Origin of the sequence: Cellulomonas sp. URHD0024 (genome assembly GCF_000426185.1) — a bacterium.
Lineage (GTDB): Bacteria > Actinomycetota > Actinomycetes > Actinomycetales > Cellulomonadaceae > Cellulomonas.
In genome coordinates this window covers 44,106-61,984 of record NZ_KE384506.1, presented here as the reverse complement: position 1 = coordinate 61,984, position 17,879 = coordinate 44,106, and the positions used below count along the sequence as shown (strand labels likewise).

Below are 17,879 nucleotides of genomic sequence, written 5' to 3'. Positions count from 1 at the left end.
CGCGCCCGCCACCGTTCTCCGGGGCGGATCACTCCATGACGCTGGAGTTCCGGGCACACATGCGCCAGGAATGACCTTCACAGTCTACCTGGTGGAACGGCTCAGACCCCCTTTCCCACACCCCTCACGGCGGGAGATTCGCTCCTCAGCGGAACGTATCGCGTTCGCCCCGGCCGACGACCCGCTTCGGGCCCGTGCGGAACCGGGGGCCGCCGGGGTTGAGCACCGTGATCTCGACGACGACGCCGTCGCCGAGGTCCGCGGCGAACCGGCCCAACATCGACGGCGCCAGGAAACGCAGCTGGGTCGCCCAGGAGGTCGAGCTCGCTCGCACCGTGAGCGCACCGCCGGAGAAGGACACGTACTCGCAGTGCTCGGCGATCTCGGGTCCGACGAGATTCACCCAGGAGTGCTTGAGCACGCCCGCGACCTGGTCCGAGGTGCCGCCCAGCTGGTCGAGGAGCCCGCTGACCGTCGACCCGATGAGCTGTGGGTCACGTGCCCCCGGACCGGCCGACCCGGTGGTGTCGACCAGCGGTCGGCGTCGCGCCGGGTCGCCGGGGCGGAATCCCCGCTGCGCCGCCGCCTTCTTCGCGCGCGCCAGCGCGCCGGCCGCAACCTGACGCGGCGAGGTCAGCTCGACGATGTCCCGGAGCGGCCGGTCGGCCAGCGCTCGGTCGGTGCCCTGCCGGTCAGAGGACACGGGACACCTCGCCGCCCATCACGTCGACGCGGGCACCGGCCAACGGCTCCGGGACGTCGCCCGGGACGGCGGCCGTGATCAGCACCTGCCGGGCCGGCGCGACGAGCTCCGCCAGGCGCTCCCGCCGACGTGCGTCGAGCTCGGCGAACACGTCGTCGAGGATGAGGACCGGCTCGCCGTCCGGACCCCAGTCCCCGGCCTCGTCGAAACCGTTGGTCAGGAGCTCGTAGGACGCGAGGCGCAGCGCGAGCGCGAACGACCACGACTCGCCGTGGCTCGCATAGCCCTTGGCAGGCAGGCCACCGAGCGTCAGCACCAGATCGTCACGGTGCGGCCCGACCAGGCTGACGCCGCGCTCGATCTCCTTGCTGCGCAACCTCCCCACGGCCTCGAGCAGCTGGGCCTCGACGAGCTCGACGCTCGCGTCGTCGTCACCGAGGTCGTTGCCGAGCGCCTGGTCCAGTGAGGCCTTGTAGGTGATCACCGCGTCGCCCTGCCCGGAGCTGACCTGCGCATACGCCTTCTCGACGTGCGGAGCCAGCGCCTGCGTCAGCGCCCGGCGGGACACGATGATCTGCGCACCCGTCTGCGCCAGCTTCGCGTCCCACACGTCCAGGGTGCGCAGGTCGGCACCGGTCCGCCCGCCGCGCATCGCGGCGCCCGCCGACTTCAGCAGGGCGGATCGTTGCCGCAGGACCCGGTCGTAGTCGGCGACGACGCCCGCGATCCGTGGGGTGAGCTGCACGAGCAGGTCGTCGAGGAACCGTCGGCGTCCGTCCGGGTCTCCCTTGACCAGGGAGAGGTCCTCGGGCGCGAAGAGCACCGTGCGCAGGATGCCGAGGATCTCGCGCGCCCTCGTCGGGGAACCGCCGTTGATCCTGGCGCGGTTGGCCTTGCCCGGTGTCACCTCGACCTCGACGAGCGTCGGACGTGGTTGGCCGGCGTCGCGCTCCCGGATCACCCGCGCTCGCACCACGGCGCGCGAGGCCCCCGCCCTGACCAGCGCCGCGTCGGTGGGCACCCGGTGACTGCCCAGCGTCGCCACGTACCCGAGCGCCTCGACGAGGTTCGTCTTGCCCTGGCCGTTGGGTCCGACGAGCGCCGTGATCCCGGGTTCCAACGGGAGCTCGACCTGCGCATACGAGCGGAAGTCGGTCAGGGAGAGGTGCGCGACGTACATGCGTCCCCGGTCAGGCGGACGGCGGGACCGCGGCACCCGCCGCGGGCGTCGTGCTGCTGACCGGACCGGTCGTCCCGGCCGGCTTGACCGCGTGGCCGCCGAACTGCTGACGCAGCGCGGCCACCGCCTTCATCGCGGGCGACTCACCCTGGCGGCTCGCGAATCGCGCGAACAGCGCCGCCGAGATGACCGGCGCCGGCACCGCGAGGTCGATCGCCTCGTCGACGGTCCACCGACCCTCGCCCGAGTCCTCGACCCAGTCGTCGATCGCACCCAGGCCCGGGTCCTGCTGGAGAGCCTGCACGAGCAGGTCCAGCAGCCAGGACCGCACAACGGTTCCTCGTTGCCACGCCTTCATCGTGCCGTGCACGTCTGTGACCAGGTCTTTCGCGGCCAGCAGCTCGTAGCCCTCGGCGTAGGCCTGCATGAGTCCGTACTCGATGCCGTTGTGGACCATCTTCGAGTAGTGCCCGGCGCCCACCGTGCCGGCGTGCACGAACCCCTCGTCGCGCGGACCCTCCGGACGCAGAGCGTCGAACACCGGCATGACCTTGGCGACGACGTCCGCGTCCCCGCCGACCATGAGCCCGTATCCGTTGGCCAGCCCCCAGACGCCGCCCGAGACGCCCGCGTCGATGAACCCGACCCCCGTCGAGGCGAGCAGCTCGGCGTGCGGGAGGTCGTCCTGGTAGTACGAGTTGCCGCCGTCGATGAGGATGTCGCCCGCCGTCAGCAGGCCGGCCAGGTCGGCGATCACGGCGTGCGTGATCTCGCCCGACGGCACCATGACCCAGACCACTCGCTCGCCCGCAGGCAGCGCCTCGACGAGCGCCTCGAGCGTCGGGACGTCCGTCACGTCGGGGTTTCGGTCGAACCCCGTGACGTCGATGCCCGCGGCACGGATGCGCTGCCGCATGTTCGCGCCCATCTTGCCGAGACCCACCAGACCGATGTGCATGACGCCTCTTCCGGTTCTCTTCGGTTCCGTCGCTACGCGGCTCGTCGCCTCTGGCGTGCCTCTGCCCTCAGCCTGCCGCAGCTGGGAGGCGGGCGCGCTGTCAGCTGGCGAAGCGGATGGGCACCAGGAGATAGCGGTACTCCTGGTTGTCCTCGCCGTCGAGGGCCTGCTGTCCCGTGAACTCCACCGGCTTGTTCGGGTGCGTGAACGACAGGCGCACGAACGGCGTGCTCAGCGCGCCCAGGCCGTCGAGGAGGAACTGCGGGTTGAACGCCACCGAGATGTCGTCACCGACCAGCGTCGACTCGATCGCCTCCGAGGCCTGCGCGTCGTCGCCCTGGCCCGCGTCGAGGACGACCTGGCCTTCGCTGAACGACAGGCGGATCGGGGTGTTGCGCTCGGCGACGAGGCTCACGCGCTTGGCGGCATCCGCCAACGCGTGCGTGCTGACGACCGCGTGGATGGGCGTCTCGTCCGGGAAGAGCCGACGGACCGCGGGGTAGTCGCCGTCGACGAGCAGGCTCGTGGTCTGGCGGCCGGCCGCCTCGAACCCGATCATGTCGACACCCGTCCCCGTAGCCAGGGCGACCGTCACGGAACCGGCGTTGCCGAGCGACTTCGCGGCGTCGAGCAACGTCCGCGCACGGACCAGGGCGACGGTGGAGATGTCCGGCGACGACGGCTTCCACGTGAGCTCGCGCAGCGCGAGCCGGTAGCGGTCGGTGGCCAGGAGCGTGACCTTCTCACCCTCGATCTCGACGCGGACGCCCGTGAGCAGCGGCAACGTGTCGTCCCTGCTGGCTGCGACCGAGACCTGGGCGACGGCGTGCGTGAGCTCGTCGCCGTCGACGGTGCCCGTGGTCGGCGGCATGACCGGGAGGTTGGGGTAGTCCTCGACCGGCATCGTCAGGAGGGTGAACCGGCTGGCTCCACACGTGACGATCACCTTGGTGCCCTCGAGCACCACGTCGACAGGCTTGTCCGGGAGCGCCCGCGAGATCTCGGCCAGCAGCCGGCCGCTGACCAGGACCGAGCCCGGGTCGCTGACATCGGCCGGGATCTGCGACCGGGCCGACACCTCGTAGTCGAAGCTCGACAGCTGCACGGTGCCGGTGGTGTCGGCCTCGAGCCTCACCCCGGCCAGGACGGGAACCGGCGGCCGGGTGGGCAGACTGCGTGCCGTCCACGTGACGGCGTCCGCGAGAACATCACGGTCGACCCGGAACCTCATGCCTCAACCTCTCGTCGTGCGGGCCTGTCTGCTGTTCATCCGACGGAGCTCCTCGTGTTTTCGAAGGAGGCGGGGCGGACAGGCGTCAGGCGAACACTACGCGTTTGCTCCGACGCTCGGTGCGGTCTCGGACACGGTTGTGGTTCGTGAACCGCTCGGCACGTTCTGGCGGTGTGTGGATCCATCACAGAGAGAGTTGTCGTCATCGTCATCGGTGCTGTGCATCGTGTGGACGACGCTCGTCGGCGCAGGTCAGGCGTCGAATCACATGTGTACGGCACCTGTGCGCCAAATCGGACGGTCGGTGGACGACGGTGGGCGCCTGCGCACGACCCGATTCGCGTCCACCGACGGGCTGCTTGTCATCCACATCGCTCGGGGGGTCGTCCACCGCTGTCCACAGGTGAACACACAGGTGTGGAGATTCGTCCCATGGATGCTTCAGGAGCGGGATGAAGGTTGGCGTCAAGAGGGTCAAATCGATTCGACGGTGAGAGTCGCCTCATGAACTTCACCCGGTCTTGCCCGGATTTCGGCCGTTTCGCGTGTCCGGAATGGGTAGGTCCGCAGCGACTGTGCAGGTCAGCGATTGGTTCGGCGCGCGAAGTCGGGAATTCGTCCGATCAGGTGAATCCCGTCACAAACATCCCCAGGTTCCTGTGGACGGCTGTGGATAACCATGTTGAGCAGGTCAGTCATTTCGGGTCAGAACGGACATGGACAGGGGTGCTTCGACCCCCGTCGAGGCGCGTCAGCCGCGGTTCTGCTGCTTGATCCGGTTGGTGAGCTCCGTGACCTGGTTGTAGATGGACCGACGCTCGGCCATGAGCTCGCGGATCTTGCGGTTCGCGTGCATGACGGTCGTGTGGTCGCGGCCACCGAACGCCTGGCCGATCTTCGGGAGCGACAGGTCCGTCAGCTCGCGGCACAGGTACATCGCGATCTGCCGGGCGGTGACCAGTACGCGTGACCGGCTCGAGCCGCACAGGTCGTCGATGCTCAGTCCGAAGTACGCGGCAGTCTGACCGATCACCTGCGTCGCGGTGATCTCGGTGGTCTGGTCGTCGGTGATCAGGTCCTTCAGGACGATCTCCGCCAGCGAGAGGTCGACCTGTTGCCGGTTGAGGTTCGCGAACGCCGTGACCCGGATCAGTGCACCCTCGAGCTCGCGGATGTTCGTCGAGATCTTGGACGCGATGTACTCCAGGACGTCCGGCGGTGCCTGCAGCCGCTCGCTGCCGGCCTTCTTGCGCAAGATGGCGATGCGGGTCTCGAGGTCCGGGGGTTGCACGTCGGTGATCAGGCCCCACTCGAACCGCGAACGCATCCGGTCCTCGAAGCCGTTCAGCTGCTTGGGCGGCAGATCGGACGTGATCACGACCTGCTTGTTGGCGTTGTGCAGCGTGTTGAACGTGTGGAAGAACTCCTCCATCGTCTGTTCCTTGCCCTGCAGGAACTGGATGTCGTCGATGAGGAGCACGTCGACCTCGCGGTAGCGGCGCTGGAACGCGCCGGCCTTGCCCTCGGAGATCGAGTTGATGAAGTCGTTGGTGAACTCCTCCGAGTTCACGTACCGCACGCGGACGCTCGGATAGAGGTTCTGGGCGTAGTGACCGATCGCGTGGAGCAGGTGCGTCTTGCCCAGGCCCGAGTCGCCGTAGATGAACAAGGGGTTGTAGGCCTTGGCCGGCGCCTCCGCGACCGCGACGGCGGCAGCGTGCGCGAACCGGTTCGAGCTACCGATGACGAACGTCTCGAACAGGTACTTCGGGTTCAGCCGAGCCGGCTCGGCGGGCTGCTTGCGGTTCGACTGGCGGTCGTCGTTGCTGCTCGGGAACGGGCGTTCGGTGCGCTGGGTGTCGCGACGAGCAGTCGAGGAGCCGTCATCGTGGTTCTGCACCAACGACAGGTCGGCCCGTGAGTCCCGTCGCGACTCGTCGAGCTCACGGTCGTAGTCGCGGAGCTGGTCGTTGCCGCTGCGTTGGTCGTTCCGCTGCTCGTCGTAGCGCGGTTCTGCGGTCACGACGCGCAGGGCCGGCGGCGCGTCGTCCGCGAGCTCGGGGTCGACGGTGATCGCGAACCTGGCCTCACGATCGAGGGCTGTGCTCAGGGCGTCGGTGACCTCGCCGCGGACGCGCGACTCGAGGTAGTCCTTGGTGAGATCGTTGCCGACGGCGAGAAGCAGCGTGCCGTCCAGGAGGCCGAGCGGCCGAGCGAGTCGGACGAACGCGATCTGCCGCGGCGTGATGTCGGGGCTCTGTTCCAGCGTTGAGACGACGTGGCCCCAGACCCGTGCGAGCTCTTCGTCCTGTGACACGTGCTACCTCAGCTGTTCGTTCGCGTGGGTGGTCGAGTCTCGCACGGTCGTGCGTTGTCCACACAGTTGTCCACACCTGTGAGCGGCTGATCGTGTCGGCTCCGACCACCGTCTCCGGCGGTGAGGACGGGTACCTCCGACGTCGCGTGCATCGCCTCGGTCGCCCGTCCCCAGCTCATCAACGTGCGCATGGTCCACAGGCCGCTGCCCCTGGCGACGAGGTACGAGCGTAGTAGCCGCGCATGAGGCGCGGCAGTTCTCGACCGGGTGACGTCCGGTTCGTCCTGTCGGCACGTGCTGTGCAACTCGGTGTTCGCGACTCGCGCGCATTTGACCCGCCATCGCGGGGGGAAGTACGGTATTGCAGCCTTATCGATGGCCTCCTGCTGGCGCGCCTAGACGCCGCACGCGTACTTGTTGCACTGCGTGTTCGTGGAATCAGTCGATCTTGGCAGCCCGAACCCCGGTCGCGCGGTACATGCGAGGCCCACCCGATGTAGTTGGAGACTCTCGTGAGCAAGCGCACCTTCCAGCCGAACAACCGGCGTCGCGCCAAGACCCATGGCTTCCGCCTGCGCATGCGCACCCGCGCCGGCCGCGCGATCCTCGCGGGCCGTCGCCGCAAGGGCCGCGCGGAGCTCTCGGCCTGACATCACCGTCGGTGCTGCCCGCCGCGCATCGGATGCGCCGAGCTGCCGACTTCGAGCAGGCGGTGCGCCGAGGCGCGCGCGGCGGACGGGACACCCTCGTGGTGCATCTGACGACCAAGACCGATCACGTCCCTTCGGGGCCGGTGGTCGGTCTTGTCGTGTCCAAGGCCGTTGGTTCCGCGGTGACGCGGAATCTCGTCAAGCGGCGGTTGCGAGAGCTCGTCCGAGCCCGACTGGCGGACCTTCCGCCGGACGCCGGCATCGTGGTGCGCGCACTGCCGCCGTCGGCGACCAGCAGCTACGCCCGGTTGGGATCGGACCTCGACGCGGCGCTCGAGACGGCCGCGCGACGTTCGGCGCGACGGATCGGTGCGTAGTCATCCCATGACTGTTCTCTCGACGCTGCACACGGTCGCACGGGTCCCGTCCAGGTTGCTCCTGATGGCGATCCGCGGATACCAGCGGTACATCTCGCCGATGACACCGCCGACGTGCCGGTTCTACCCGTCGTGCTCGCAGTACGCCGTCATCGCAGTTCAGCGCCACGGAGCGCTGCGCGGCACCTACCTGGCGGTCTGGCGGATCCTGCGCTGCAACCCCTGGAACCCCGGTGGCGTGGACGACGTTCCCGCTGCGCACCGTTCACACCGTCACCTCGGTGCGGCTCCGTCCGCGCACTGATCCACGACTGAGGAGTCTCGTCCGCATGGGCTTTTTCGACAACCTGCTCCATCCGATCATGCTGGTCGTCAGCTGGATCCTGGTCGAGTTCCACGCACTGTTCACGACGCTCGGTCTCGACAAGGACAGCGGTGCAGCCTGGACGCTGTCGATCGTCGGCCTCGTCGTCGTGATCCGGATCGCGCTGATCCCGCTGTTCTTCCGTCAGATCAAGGCGTCACGAGGAATGCAGCTCCTCGCGCCCGAGATGCAGGCGATCCAGAAGAAGTACAAGGGGAAGTCCGACCCAGCGTCGCGCGAGGCCATGAGCCGCGAGACCATGGAGCTGTACCGCAAGCACGGCACCAACCCGTTCGCCTCGTGCCTGCCGATCCTCCTGCAGTCCCCCATCTTCTTCGCGCTCTTCCGCGTGCTGAACACCGTTCCTGAGATCGCGTCCACCGCTAAGCCGCCGCTCGGACCGATGACTCAGCCGCTCGCTCAGTCCTTCGAACAAGCGACGATCTTCGGTGCTTCACTTTCCAGCTCGTTCAGGAACCCAGGCACCGGAGACCCGACCAGCGCCAAGATCGTCTCGGTCGTCCTGATCATCTGCATGTCCGCGACGACGTTCCTGACCCAGCGCCAGCTGACGATGAAGAACATGCCGCCGGCGGCCCTCCAGGGTCCGATGGCGCAGCAGCAGAAGATCCTGCTCTACGTCCTGCCGCTGATCTTCGCCTTCTCCGGCGTCAACTTCCCGATCGGTGTCCTCATCTACTGGACCACCACCAACCTCTGGTCCATGGGCCAGCAGTTCTACACGATCCGCCGCATGCCGGCACCGGGGTCGCAGGCTGAGATCGCCATGAAGGAGCGCAAGGCGAAGAGGGCGGCGGCGAAGGGTGTGATCGAGGACGCCCCCGTACCGCAGATCGAAGAGAAGCCCCGCGGTCAGCGTGAGCAGCCCAAGCGCAAGGACCGCGTCAAGCCCAGTCCGACTGGTGACGGCAGCAAGCCCCGGACTGCGCCCGGGATCGAAGAAGATCCCGGGCCCACGGACGCCGCAGTCGCCAAGCCCCCCACCAAGCCCAAGAAGTAGACGTTGATCGGAGTGCCGTTCCATGACTTCAACTGATCCCGAAGCCCCCGTCGAGCTCACCAGCACCAAGCGCCTCGAGGAGGAGGGTGAGATCGCTGCCGACTACCTTGAGGAGCTTCTCGACATCGCCGACCTCGATGGCGACATCGACATCGACGTCGACCATGGTCGTGCTGCCGTCGAGATCGTCTCGGAGGACCCCGCCGACGGGTCGCTCCGTCGCCTTGCCGGTGCCGATGGCGAGGTGCTCGACGCTCTGCAGGAGCTCACCCGCCTCGCCGTCCAGGCGAAGACCGGCGAACGTAGTCGACTGATGCTCGACGTCGCTGGGTACCGGTCTGCCCGTCGGGCCGAGCTGGTGACCGTCGCGACGGAGGCGATCGCGCGCGTCAAGGAGTCCGGCGCACCCGTCGCACTCGCTGCCATGAACCCGTTCGAGCGCAAGGTCGTGCACGATGCTGTTGCCGCAGCCGGGCTGACGAGCGACTCCGACGGCGTGGAGCCCGAACGCCACGTGGTGATCCGGCCCGCCTGAACCGGGGTCGAGTAGGCGCACTCTGATGTGCGGTGTACCGAGGGGGCGTGCCAAGCGGCTCGCCCCCTCGGTCGTTTTGCCATTGCCGCCAGGCGCAGATTCACGTGATACGCCGCCGTGAGGGGGTCCGACAGCGGTTGATGTCCCCCTTCCTTGCTGGGCCGGGTTGCGGCTGTGGATCCGTTGATAGCTCGGCGGCCGGATCCCTGTTTCACGTGAAACGACGAATCCACACGCCGGCGCTCGTCTGGGGCCGGGGCGGAATGCCCGGCGTCGGACGCCTGACAGTGGGAGCTGCGGTGTCGAGGGTCCCCGGCCCGTGTCCGCGGCAGATGGTTTCACGTGAAACCTGGGGCGACATGAATCAGCCTTCAGTCCACGCGTCCTCGAGAGACAAACCTCCGTACGCGCGCCGAGAGTCGGTTCGCGACGACGTGCAAGAGTCGCGCGCGACCAGAACGGGCTGGTCCCCGTATGCCCGAGGTTCACAGCGCTTCATCGGTACGGCTCCAACCGGCCATGCGGTATCGGGCCGCTGTTTCACGTGAAACAGCGCGCCTCGCGTCCTCGCCACACACGACGCGGCATGGGCTGACAACCGCTGTACATGTCCTGGCGGATCACTGGGCCGGGCCATGTCCCACTGGTAGGTGGTGCCAGCGGTGCGCGGTAGCGAAAGGTAGGGCGCTGCGATTGCTACGCGTCCCCCGGAAGGACTGTCCCGGATGTGCCAGGGACGTGTTCACCCGGGCGCCGGGTCTGCGTTTCACGTGGAACGTTGCTCCTCGCGCAGTCACGTGGTTCATCGCGCAGGGCGGTGGCGTCGATCGGCCGGGAGGGTGCAGGCCGGGTCGCGGTGGAGTTGGGCGATCTGGCGGAAGTGGTGGCGGGGTCTCGGTGGAGTTGGGCGATCTGGCGGTAGTGGTGGCGGGGTGTCGGTGGAGCTGGGGTTCTGGCGGTAGTGGTGGCGGGGTCTCGGTGGAGTTTGCCGATCTGGCGGTAGTGGTGGGGTCTCGGTGGAGTTGGCCGATCTGGCGGTAGCGGTGGCGGGGTCTCGGTGGAGTCGGCCGATCTGGCGGTAGTGGTGGCGGGGTCTCGGTGAAGCTGGGCGATCTGGCGGAAGCAGCGGCTAGGTGTGCGTGGGCAGGAGTGGCAAGACGCTCCGCGACCCACTGGGCTTCCAGCGAAGCCCTACGTGCCGACGCGGCGCCAGGAGACTACGGGCCCTGTTGTGGGGCCAGGAGCGGGTTGCGGCTCGCGGTCTCGGATGCGGCCGCAGCGGCCGATGCCCGGGCGAGTCGCACACATGGCCGGCAGATCGCCGCTGTGGCTCGCGCTCGTCGGCGTGGTTGCCGCTCTTTGCCTGGTTCACGGCACGTCGCCCGGCGCCATGGCACGCAGGGTCCAGTCGTCAGGGTCGGTGTGACCCGCGTTGGCATGTGAACCGGACCGGTACTCGATGGGAAGGGTGGCGCGGCGCTTCCTTCTTCTTGGTCCGGACCCGTCCACGAGGTGAACCCATCGCTGTGGATGGCGAGCTCGGCAGCCCGCGCACGGTACGGTAGGCGTCGCGATCGGACGGCCTCGACGGGTCGTTCGACGCACCGCTGATTGGTCGCGATCGACCGGTAGCCACAGGTTCGTTTCACGTGAAACCGAGGAGATCTGACTGTGACGGATGCTCGGTCGACGGACGTCGACGGAGCCGACCCGCTACAGGGCGATCCCCGCGTCGAGGCCTACTTCGGAGCCGCGTGGCCGGCGGTCCTCGGTTTCCATGACCTGCTGGTCCGTCAGGGCGAGCTGCGCGGACTTGTCGGCCCTCGGGAGTTCTCGCGTCTCTGGGAGCGGCATCTGCTCAACTCCGCGGCCGTCGTTCCCTTCCTCCCGGACACGGGTCGGATCATCGACCTGGGCAGTGGAGCAGGGCTCCCAGGCGTCGTGGTCGCCGCGATGATCCCCGAGGCGGAAGTCGTGCTCCTCGAACCCATGGAGCGGCGCACCGACTGGCTGAGCGAGGTTGTGGCCGAGCTTCGCCTGAGCAACGTCGTCGTTCGGCGCGGTCGAGCTCAAGACGTTCATGGAGACCTGATCGGCGATGCCGTCACGGTTCGCGCCGTGGCTTCGCTCGACAAGCTGTACCGGTGGGCCATGCCGCTACTGGCCAGGGGTGGAACGTTCGTCGCGCTGAAGGGCAGCAAGGCGGAGGCCGAGGTTGAGGACGCACGGCACCTAGGTCGCAAGCTCGGCGCCGGGCCCGCGACCGTGCTGGATGCACCGACGATCGAGGGAGTCGACGTGACGAGGGTTGTCCGAGTCGTACGGGAGGCTGTGCCTGGTGTTCGGTAGAAAGAAGGAGCGGCCTGACGAGGCCCAGTCGACGCACGCGGACGCCGAGGCAGCTCAGCGCACTGCTGGCCCCTTCGACGGAGGAGGTGTGACCGTCGAGCCTCCCAGTGCGCCGTTTCCGGGCCGCCATGACATCGGGGAGTCAGGTACCACCCCAGGTGGCGACCCGGTGGCCACTCCCACGCTTCCGGCACCCGTGACAGCCAGCCCTTCTTCGGTCTCCAGCAGTTCCTATCCGGCGGCCGCGCCCGTGACCCCACCTGCATCGTCCAGGGCAGGGGGAGCATGGGCGAGCCAGGTACGGTCCCTGACCGCTGATGACGGGGCCGCTTACCCGAGTGCGCAAGGGTTCCCGACTGAGTCCGGAGACGTGGCGGTCGAAGCGGCGATTCCGCTCCCGCCCCAGGGACGTGGGCGGGACGTTTCCGGGACGCCCGCCGTTTCACGTGAAGCGGCTCATGCAACTGACACCGTGGTGACGTGGGCCGACCCGGTTTCACGTGAAACGGCTCCTGCAACCGACACCCCGGCGACGTGGGCCGACCCGGTTTCACGTGAAACGGCTCCTGCAACCGACACCCCGGCGACGTGGGCCGACCCGGTTTCACGTGAAACGGCTCCTGCAACCGACACCCCGGCGACGTCGGCCGACACGGTTTCACGTGAAGCGGAAGCCGCGGGGAGCCTCGCGGTCACGTCGCCCGACCTCACGGCACGCGAGACAGGCAACGACCTCGACACCGCGGTGACGGTGGCTGGCGCTACGGGCGACGTCAAGCCCACCCTCACTTCGTGGTCTGAGGCGGATGCGCGTCAAGCAGCCAGCGTCGGAGGCGATCCCGCCATGACGCGACCTGGTTCAGCTCCACGTGACACTGCGGTTCCACCAGAAACGGCCGGCTTCAGCACCCACGCTGCAGCGACTGCCAGCGCGGTGTCGACCGAAGGGGCCATCGAGGGCGGTCAGACGCCCGAGCCGGCCGACGCTGCCGTCCCGGCGGACGGGTTGGGTACATCCACCGTTTCACGTGAAACGGAGGCAATCGGCGCCGGCGCAGCCCTGACGGAGGGCACGACCGGAGCGGCGTCCGTCGTCGGGGCTGACCACGGGCTCGAGCGACGCGAGACAGCGAACGGCGACGGCGCGGCGAATGTCACCAGGACTCGGTCGGGGCGCGATGGCGATCCGGATGAGAGGCGACGGGCCGCTCTGGTCGACAGCCTCCCTGAGGCCTCGGACGACACCCCGCTCATGGCGCAGCTGCAGCAGGACGCGCGACGCCGGATCGAGCTCCGTGGACGCCGGTTCCCGCGGCCGCCGAGCACGCGCGTCATCACGGTCGCGAACCAGAAGGGCGGCGTCGGCAAGACGACGACAACCGTCAACCTGGCAGCCGCGCTCGCGCAGTCCGGCCTGACCGTGCTCGTCCTGGACAACGATCCCCAGGGAAATGCGTCGACGGCGATCGGGATCGAGCATCGTTCGGGCACCCCGTCCATCTACGAGGTCCTCGTGGATGGCGCGCCGATGTCCGAGGCGGTGCAGGAGAGCCCGGACGTGCCGAATCTGCTGTGCCTGCCGGCGACGATCGATCTGTCGGGCGCCGAGATCGAGCTCGTCTCGATGGTGGCGCGGGAGACGCGCCTGCGGAACGCTCTCGACACCTACCTGGCGTGGCGCAGTGCGACCGGGCAGTCACCCATCGACTACGTCTTCGTGGACTGTCCACCGAGCCTCGGCCTGCTGACGGTCAACGCTTTCGTGGTGGCGCGCGAGGTTCTGATCCCGATCCAGTGCGAGTACTACGCGCTCGAAGGGCTGAGCCAGCTGCTCAAGACGATCGAGCTCATCCAGGCACACCTGAACCCCACCCTGCACGTCTCCACGATCCTGCTCACCATGTATGACGCGCGGACGAACCTTGCCCAGCAGGTGGCCAACGAGGTTCGGACGCATTTTCCGGAGCTCACGCTGCGGACGACGGTCCCGCGATCGGTGCGCATCTCCGAAGCGCCGAGCTACGGCCAGACCGTCATGACCTACGACCCCGGCTCCACCGGCGCGTTGGCGTATCTCGAGGCAGCGCGGGAGGTGGCGGAGCGCGGCGCGGCAAGCAAGGACGCCAACCGCCCAGCAGCCGGTGACGAGGCCGGACGACGGTCCGACGTCGACGCCACGCGAGCCGCCGGAAGTGACGTCCCCAACCACGAGCAGGAACGCGAGCAGGCTGGGCCTGTCGGCCAAGTCATCCATGCGCAGTCGGCGGCGATGGCCGCCCACCAGGAGGAACAGTGAGCGAGAAGCGACGCGGTCTGGGCCGGGGTCTCGGGGCCCTTATCCCGACCGGACTGGACGGTCAACGTCCGACGGGTGCCGAGCGTCCGGTCGACGTGTTCTTCCCGGACTCCAAGCGCGAGGCCGCAGCTCTCGAGGCGGCGGAGTCTGCCGCCGCGCAGGCGGTCGTTGTCGACGCAGCCGCCGGGGGCCAGGCGGGACAGCCCAGCGCGCCCACGGCCGCCGCGACGGAGGGCGTCGGGGCCGCCGCCGTGACGGGGACACTGACGGAGGAACGGCCTGTCGACGGTGCCTCGGAGGAGTGGACTGTCGAGTCGATCACGCAGCAGACCGCAGCGGCCGGCACCGACGGCCCGGGCACGGTCGCCGACGGCACGGTCGCCGACGGCACGGTCGCCGACGGCACGGTCGCCGACGGCACGATGAATGGCGGCGCAGCGCACGACGGCGCGGTCGCCGATGGCGCAGTGCACGACCGCGCGGTGGACGACGGCACGAGCCTCGTGCCCGTGCCCGGCGCACGCTTTGCTGAGCTGCCGGTGCTGTCCATCCGCCCGAACCCGCGCCAGCCCCGGACGGTGTTCGACGAGGACGCTCTCGACGAGCTGGTCGGCTCGATCACAGAGATCGGCGTCCTCCAGCCGATCGTCGTCCGTGACGTCGGGGACGGCTACGAGCTCATCATGGGCGAGCGTCGGTGGCGGGCGACGCAGCTGGCGGGCCTCGACACCGTGCCGGCGATCATCCGCGACACGGATGACGCGGACCTGCTGCGAGACGCGCTCCTGGAGAACCTGCACCGTTCGCAGCTCAACCCGCTCGAAGAGGCGGCCGCATACCAGCAGCTCCTCGACGACTTCGGCTGCACGCACGAGGAGCTCGCGACGCGCATCCACCGGTCGAGGCCGCAGATCTCGAACACGTTGCGACTGCTCAAGCTCCCGCCGCTGGTCCAGCGCCGCGTTGCGGCCGGCGTGCTCTCGGCCGGTCACGCTCGGGCGTTGCTCGGCCTGCCGGATGCGGCGGCGCAGGAGCGGCTCGCCCAGCGCATCGTCGCGGAGGGCCTCTCGGTGCGTGCGGTCGAGGAGATCGTGTCGCTCGGCGGGGATCCGGAGCAGCCGGCGCGTCGATCGGCGCCGGTCGCAGGTCAGCGGAACGAGGCGTTGGACAACCTGGCCGCGCGGCTCTCGGACCGCTTCGAGACGCGGGTCAAGGTCAGCCTCGGCAAGTCGCGGGGTCGACTGACCGTCGAGTTCGCCTCGGTCCAGGACCTGAACCGCATCCTCGCGAGCCTGGCACCCGAGGACCCGGGCCTGCTCAAGGGGTGACCCGCGCGGGCATCACGTACGAAATGCTGGGCGCATTCCGTACATATCAGCGTCCCTGCAGGTCAGCGCGCTGTAGCCACGTCAACGGACGGAGTTCAGCGCGCTGGACCAGCATCGACCAACGGCAGGTCAGCGGCTGAGCGCGGCGTCCACCATGGAGCGATACAGCGCACCGAGCGAGAGCCCGGCGGCCTCAGCGGCCTGCGGCAACAGGGACGTCTCGGTCATTCCGGGCGCCACGTTGACCTCAAGGAACCACACCGTCCCGGCCTCGTCGACGATCAGGTCGGTTCGTGAGATCCCTTCGAGCCCGAGGGCGCGGTGCGCGGCTAGAGCGGCGCCGATGACCGAACGCGAGACGTCCTGCGACAGCCGGGCCGGTGCGAAGTACTCGGTCCGGCCAGGGTTGTAGCGGGCGTCGTAGTCGTAGGGACCGTCGGTGACGATCTCGACCGGGGGCAGGGCGAACGGTCCGTCGCCGATGTCGACGACGCTCACCGCCACCTCGGTGCCGACGACGGCGGTCTCGACGAGCGCGGTGTCGCTGTAGGCGAAGCAGTCGACCATCGCCTGGGGGAGGTCGTCCGGGCTCGTCACCAGTGTGACTCCCAGAGCGGAGCCACCCCGCGACGGCTTGATGACCAGCGGTAACCCCAGGCGGGCGACGATGACGTCGAGCACGTGACGAGCCCCCAGCTCGCGAAACAGCGACTGCGGCAGCGTGACGAAGTCGGGCGTCGACAGGCCGGCGCGCGACACGACGGTCTTGGCGATGGGCTTGCTCCACGCGACTCGGCTCTCGCGAGGGCCGGCGCCGAGGAGGCGAAGTCCGAGCATCTGGACGACGTCCCGGACCGAGCCGTCCTCGCCGCTGGTCCCGTGCAGGAGCGGCCAGACGAGGTCGGGCTGCAGCTGGACGAGCGCCGGGACCAGGTCCGAGTCGACGTCGTGCACGCTCACGTCGACCCCGACCGAGCGCAAGGCGTCCGCCACGCGGCGGCCGGACCTCAGCGAGACGTCACGCTCGTGCGAGAGGCCACCGGCCAGGACGACGATCCTCGGTGACGAGGTGGTGGTCACGAGATCGACTCCATCGTGAGGTCTGTGCGGTCGATGAGCGTGAGCATCGACCGGGTCACGCGATGTCGGGGGCGGGTGACTGGACGTCGTCGGGACCCGCCGAGCCGCTCGTCCCGAACAGCTCGACGAGCTCGCGTTCGCCGGCGACGACCCCGGCGAGGCGGCGGACGCCCTCCCGGATACGGTCAGGCGTCGGGTAGCAGAACGAGAGCCGCAGGTGGTCGGAACCGGCGCCGTCGTAGTAGAACGCGGTGCCTGGCACGTAGGCGACGCGGGCAGTGACGGCCCGCGGCAGCATGTCCTTGGCGTCGAGACCCTCGGGCAGGCGGACCCAGGTGTAGAACCCGCCGTCGGGCACGTTCCACGACGCATCGGGGAGGTGCTCGGCGAGTGCGGAGATCATGGCGTCGCGTCGCTCCCGGTACTGCTCGCGGTAGCTCTTGATCTGTCCTCGCCAGTCGCACGTCGACAGGTAGGTCGAGATCGCGATCTGAGAGGCGTTGGACGGGCACAGGATCGCGGACTCGCTGGCCAGCACGAGCTTCTCGCGCACCGCATGGGGAGCGACCACCCAACCGACGCGGTACCCGGGCGCAAAGGTCTTGGAGAACGACCCGAGGTACAGCACCCCCTCGTCGTCGAGGGACCTGATCGCGGGGACGGGATCGCCGGAGAAGCCGAGCAGACCGTAGGGGTTGTCCTCCAGCACGAGGACGCCGTAGCGGCGGGCGATCTCGAGGATCTGGGGCCGACGAGCCACGGAGAGCGAGACACCGGCCGGGTTGTGGAAGTTGGGCACGGTGTAGAGGAACTTGACCCGGCGCCCGGACGACGCGAGCGACGACAGCGTCTCCTCCAGCGCCGAAGGGATCAGCCCGTCGGCATCGATGGGGACGTGCACGACGTCGGCCTGGTAGGCACGGAAGACGCCGAGCGCCCCCACGTACGAGGGCGCTTCCGCGACGACGACGTCGCCCGGATCGATGAAGATGCGGGTGACCAGGTCGAGCGCCTGCTGCGAGCCTGTGGTGACGACGACGTCGTCGGGGTGCGCGCCGATGCCCTCCAGCGCCATGACCTCGAGGATCTGCTCCCGCAGCGTCTCGTCACCCTGCCCTGAGCCGTACTGGAGTGCCTGCAGGCCACGGGTCGCGACGACGCGCTGGGCCAGCTCGCCGAGGATGTCGAGCGGCAGTCCTTCGAGGAACGGCATCCCGCCCGCCAACGAGACCACCTCGGGCCGGCTGGCGACGGCGAAGAGGGCGCGGATCTCGGAGGAGCGCATGCCGTGCGTGCGTTCGGCGTAGGAGCCGAGCCACCGGTCGAGGCGGGTGCCCGTGCCGGCGGCGGCGGAGGACGTGGGGTGGCCCGACGTCTCGCCGGCGGGCAGGGGAGTCTCGATCATGCGCACGAGTTTCGCACGGCGCACGGCGTGCACCTCGCACCGTCCCGCGAGCAGAACCGACGGCGGCGACACGTGCCCGACGCGA

15 protein-coding genes are annotated in these 17,879 nt (G+C 68.9%); 8 read left to right on the top strand and 7 right to left on the bottom strand.

The window, feature by feature from the left end; all coding sequences use genetic code 11:
- Positions 1-145 precede the first annotated feature (145 nt).
- From I847_RS0119925 to dnaA, 5 genes are all read right to left on the bottom strand, one after another.
- A complete protein-coding gene (locus tag I847_RS0119925) occupies positions 146-703 on the bottom strand; it encodes a DUF721 domain-containing protein (protein ID WP_081681187.1) in 558 nt (185 codons plus the stop codon).
- A complete protein-coding gene (recF, locus tag I847_RS0119920) occupies positions 693-1,883 on the bottom strand; it encodes a DNA replication/repair protein RecF (protein ID WP_028051109.1) in 1,191 nt (396 codons plus the stop codon). The genes I847_RS0119925 and recF overlap by 11 nt, the downstream gene beginning before the upstream one ends.
- A gap of 10 nt (positions 1,884-1,893) precedes the next feature.
- The gene (gnd, locus tag I847_RS0119915; protein ID WP_028051108.1) at positions 1,894-2,841 is read right to left on the bottom strand and encodes a phosphogluconate dehydrogenase (NAD(+)-dependent, decarboxylating); all 948 of its coding nucleotides are present in this window, start codon (positions 2,839-2,841) and stop codon (positions 1,894-1,896) included.
- Positions 2,842-2,941: 100 nt separating this feature from the next.
- Positions 2,942-4,072 (bottom strand): DNA polymerase III subunit beta, encoded by a 1,131-nt coding sequence (gene dnaN / locus I847_RS0119910; protein WP_028051107.1) that lies wholly within the window; start codon positions 4,070-4,072, stop codon positions 2,942-2,944.
- Between the two features lie 751 nt (positions 4,073-4,823).
- Entirely contained in the window at positions 4,824-6,389 is a 1,566-nt protein-coding gene (dnaA, locus tag I847_RS0119905; RefSeq protein ID WP_028051106.1) for a chromosomal replication initiator protein DnaA, read from the bottom strand.
- A 512-nt stretch (positions 6,390-6,901) separates the two neighbouring features.
- On the opposite strand from dnaA, the gene rpmH reads away from it, so the two are divergent.
- From rpmH to I847_RS0119865, 8 genes are all read left to right on the top strand, one after another.
- Positions 6,902-7,039, top strand: a complete 138-nt coding sequence (rpmH, locus tag I847_RS0119900) for a 50S ribosomal protein L34 (protein ID WP_028051105.1) — start codon at positions 6,902-6,904, stop codon at positions 7,037-7,039.
- Between the two features lie 11 nt (positions 7,040-7,050).
- Positions 7,051-7,416, top strand: a complete 366-nt coding sequence (gene rnpA, locus I847_RS0119895; RefSeq protein ID WP_028051104.1) for a ribonuclease P protein component — start codon at positions 7,051-7,053, stop codon at positions 7,414-7,416.
- Between the two features lie 7 nt (positions 7,417-7,423).
- Entirely contained in the window at positions 7,424-7,720 is a 297-nt protein-coding gene (gene yidD, locus I847_RS0119890) for a membrane protein insertion efficiency factor YidD (RefSeq protein ID WP_028051103.1), read from the top strand.
- A 25-nt stretch (positions 7,721-7,745) separates the two neighbouring features.
- Positions 7,746-8,801, top strand: coding sequence for a membrane protein insertase YidC (gene yidC, locus I847_RS25000; protein ID WP_081681186.1), 1,056 nt, complete (start codon positions 7,746-7,748; stop codon positions 8,799-8,801).
- Between the two features lie 22 nt (positions 8,802-8,823).
- Complete coding sequence (locus I847_RS0119880) at positions 8,824-9,336, top strand: R3H domain-containing nucleic acid-binding protein (protein WP_028051102.1); 513 nt, start codon at positions 8,824-8,826, stop codon at positions 9,334-9,336.
- A gap of 1,671 nt (positions 9,337-11,007) precedes the next feature.
- The gene (gene rsmG / locus I847_RS0119875) at positions 11,008-11,685 is read left to right on the top strand and encodes a 16S rRNA (guanine(527)-N(7))-methyltransferase RsmG (protein ID WP_028051101.1); all 678 of its coding nucleotides are present in this window, start codon (positions 11,008-11,010) and stop codon (positions 11,683-11,685) included.
- 169 nt (positions 11,686-11,854) lie between these two features.
- Complete coding sequence (locus I847_RS27640; RefSeq protein WP_304412693.1) at positions 11,855-13,981, top strand: AAA family ATPase; 2,127 nt, start codon at positions 11,855-11,857, stop codon at positions 13,979-13,981.
- Positions 13,978-15,309 (top strand): ParB/RepB/Spo0J family partition protein, encoded by a 1,332-nt coding sequence (locus I847_RS0119865; protein ID WP_028051100.1) that lies wholly within the window; start codon positions 13,978-13,980, stop codon positions 15,307-15,309. Before I847_RS27640 ends, I847_RS0119865 begins: the two co-directional genes overlap by 4 nt.
- 129 nt (positions 15,310-15,438) lie before the next feature.
- On the opposite strand, the gene I847_RS0119860 is transcribed toward I847_RS0119865, so the two are convergent.
- Both I847_RS0119860 and I847_RS0119855 read right to left on the bottom strand, forming a co-directional pair.
- The gene (locus tag I847_RS0119860) at positions 15,439-16,389 is read right to left on the bottom strand and encodes a D-alanine--D-alanine ligase (RefSeq protein WP_028051099.1); all 951 of its coding nucleotides are present in this window, start codon (positions 16,387-16,389) and stop codon (positions 15,439-15,441) included.
- Positions 16,390-16,444: 55 nt separating this feature from the next.
- Complete coding sequence (locus I847_RS0119855) at positions 16,445-17,794, bottom strand: PLP-dependent aminotransferase family protein (protein ID WP_028051098.1); 1,350 nt, start codon at positions 17,792-17,794, stop codon at positions 16,445-16,447.
- Between the last annotated feature and the right edge of the window lie 85 nt (positions 17,795-17,879).

Coding starts and splice junctions, on each gene's coding strand:
- dnaN (WP_028051107.1), bottom strand. CDS start 4,072: ATGAGGTTCCGGGTCGACCGTGATGTTCTCGCGGACGCCGTCACGTGG.
- gnd (WP_028051108.1), bottom strand. CDS start 2,841: ATGCACATCGGTCTGGTGGGTCTCGGCAAGATGGGCGCGAACATGCGG.
- I847_RS0119880 (WP_028051102.1), top strand. CDS start 8,824: ATGACTTCAACTGATCCCGAAGCCCCCGTCGAGCTCACCAGCACCAAG.
- yidD (WP_028051103.1), top strand. CDS start 7,424: ATGACTGTTCTCTCGACGCTGCACACGGTCGCACGGGTCCCGTCCAGG.
- I847_RS0119855 (WP_028051098.1), bottom strand. CDS start 17,794: ATGATCGAGACTCCCCTGCCCGCCGGCGAGACGTCGGGCCACCCCACG.
- recF (WP_028051109.1), bottom strand. CDS start 1,883: ATGTACGTCGCGCACCTCTCCCTGACCGACTTCCGCTCGTATGCGCAG.
- yidC (WP_081681186.1), top strand. CDS start 7,746: ATGGGCTTTTTCGACAACCTGCTCCATCCGATCATGCTGGTCGTCAGC.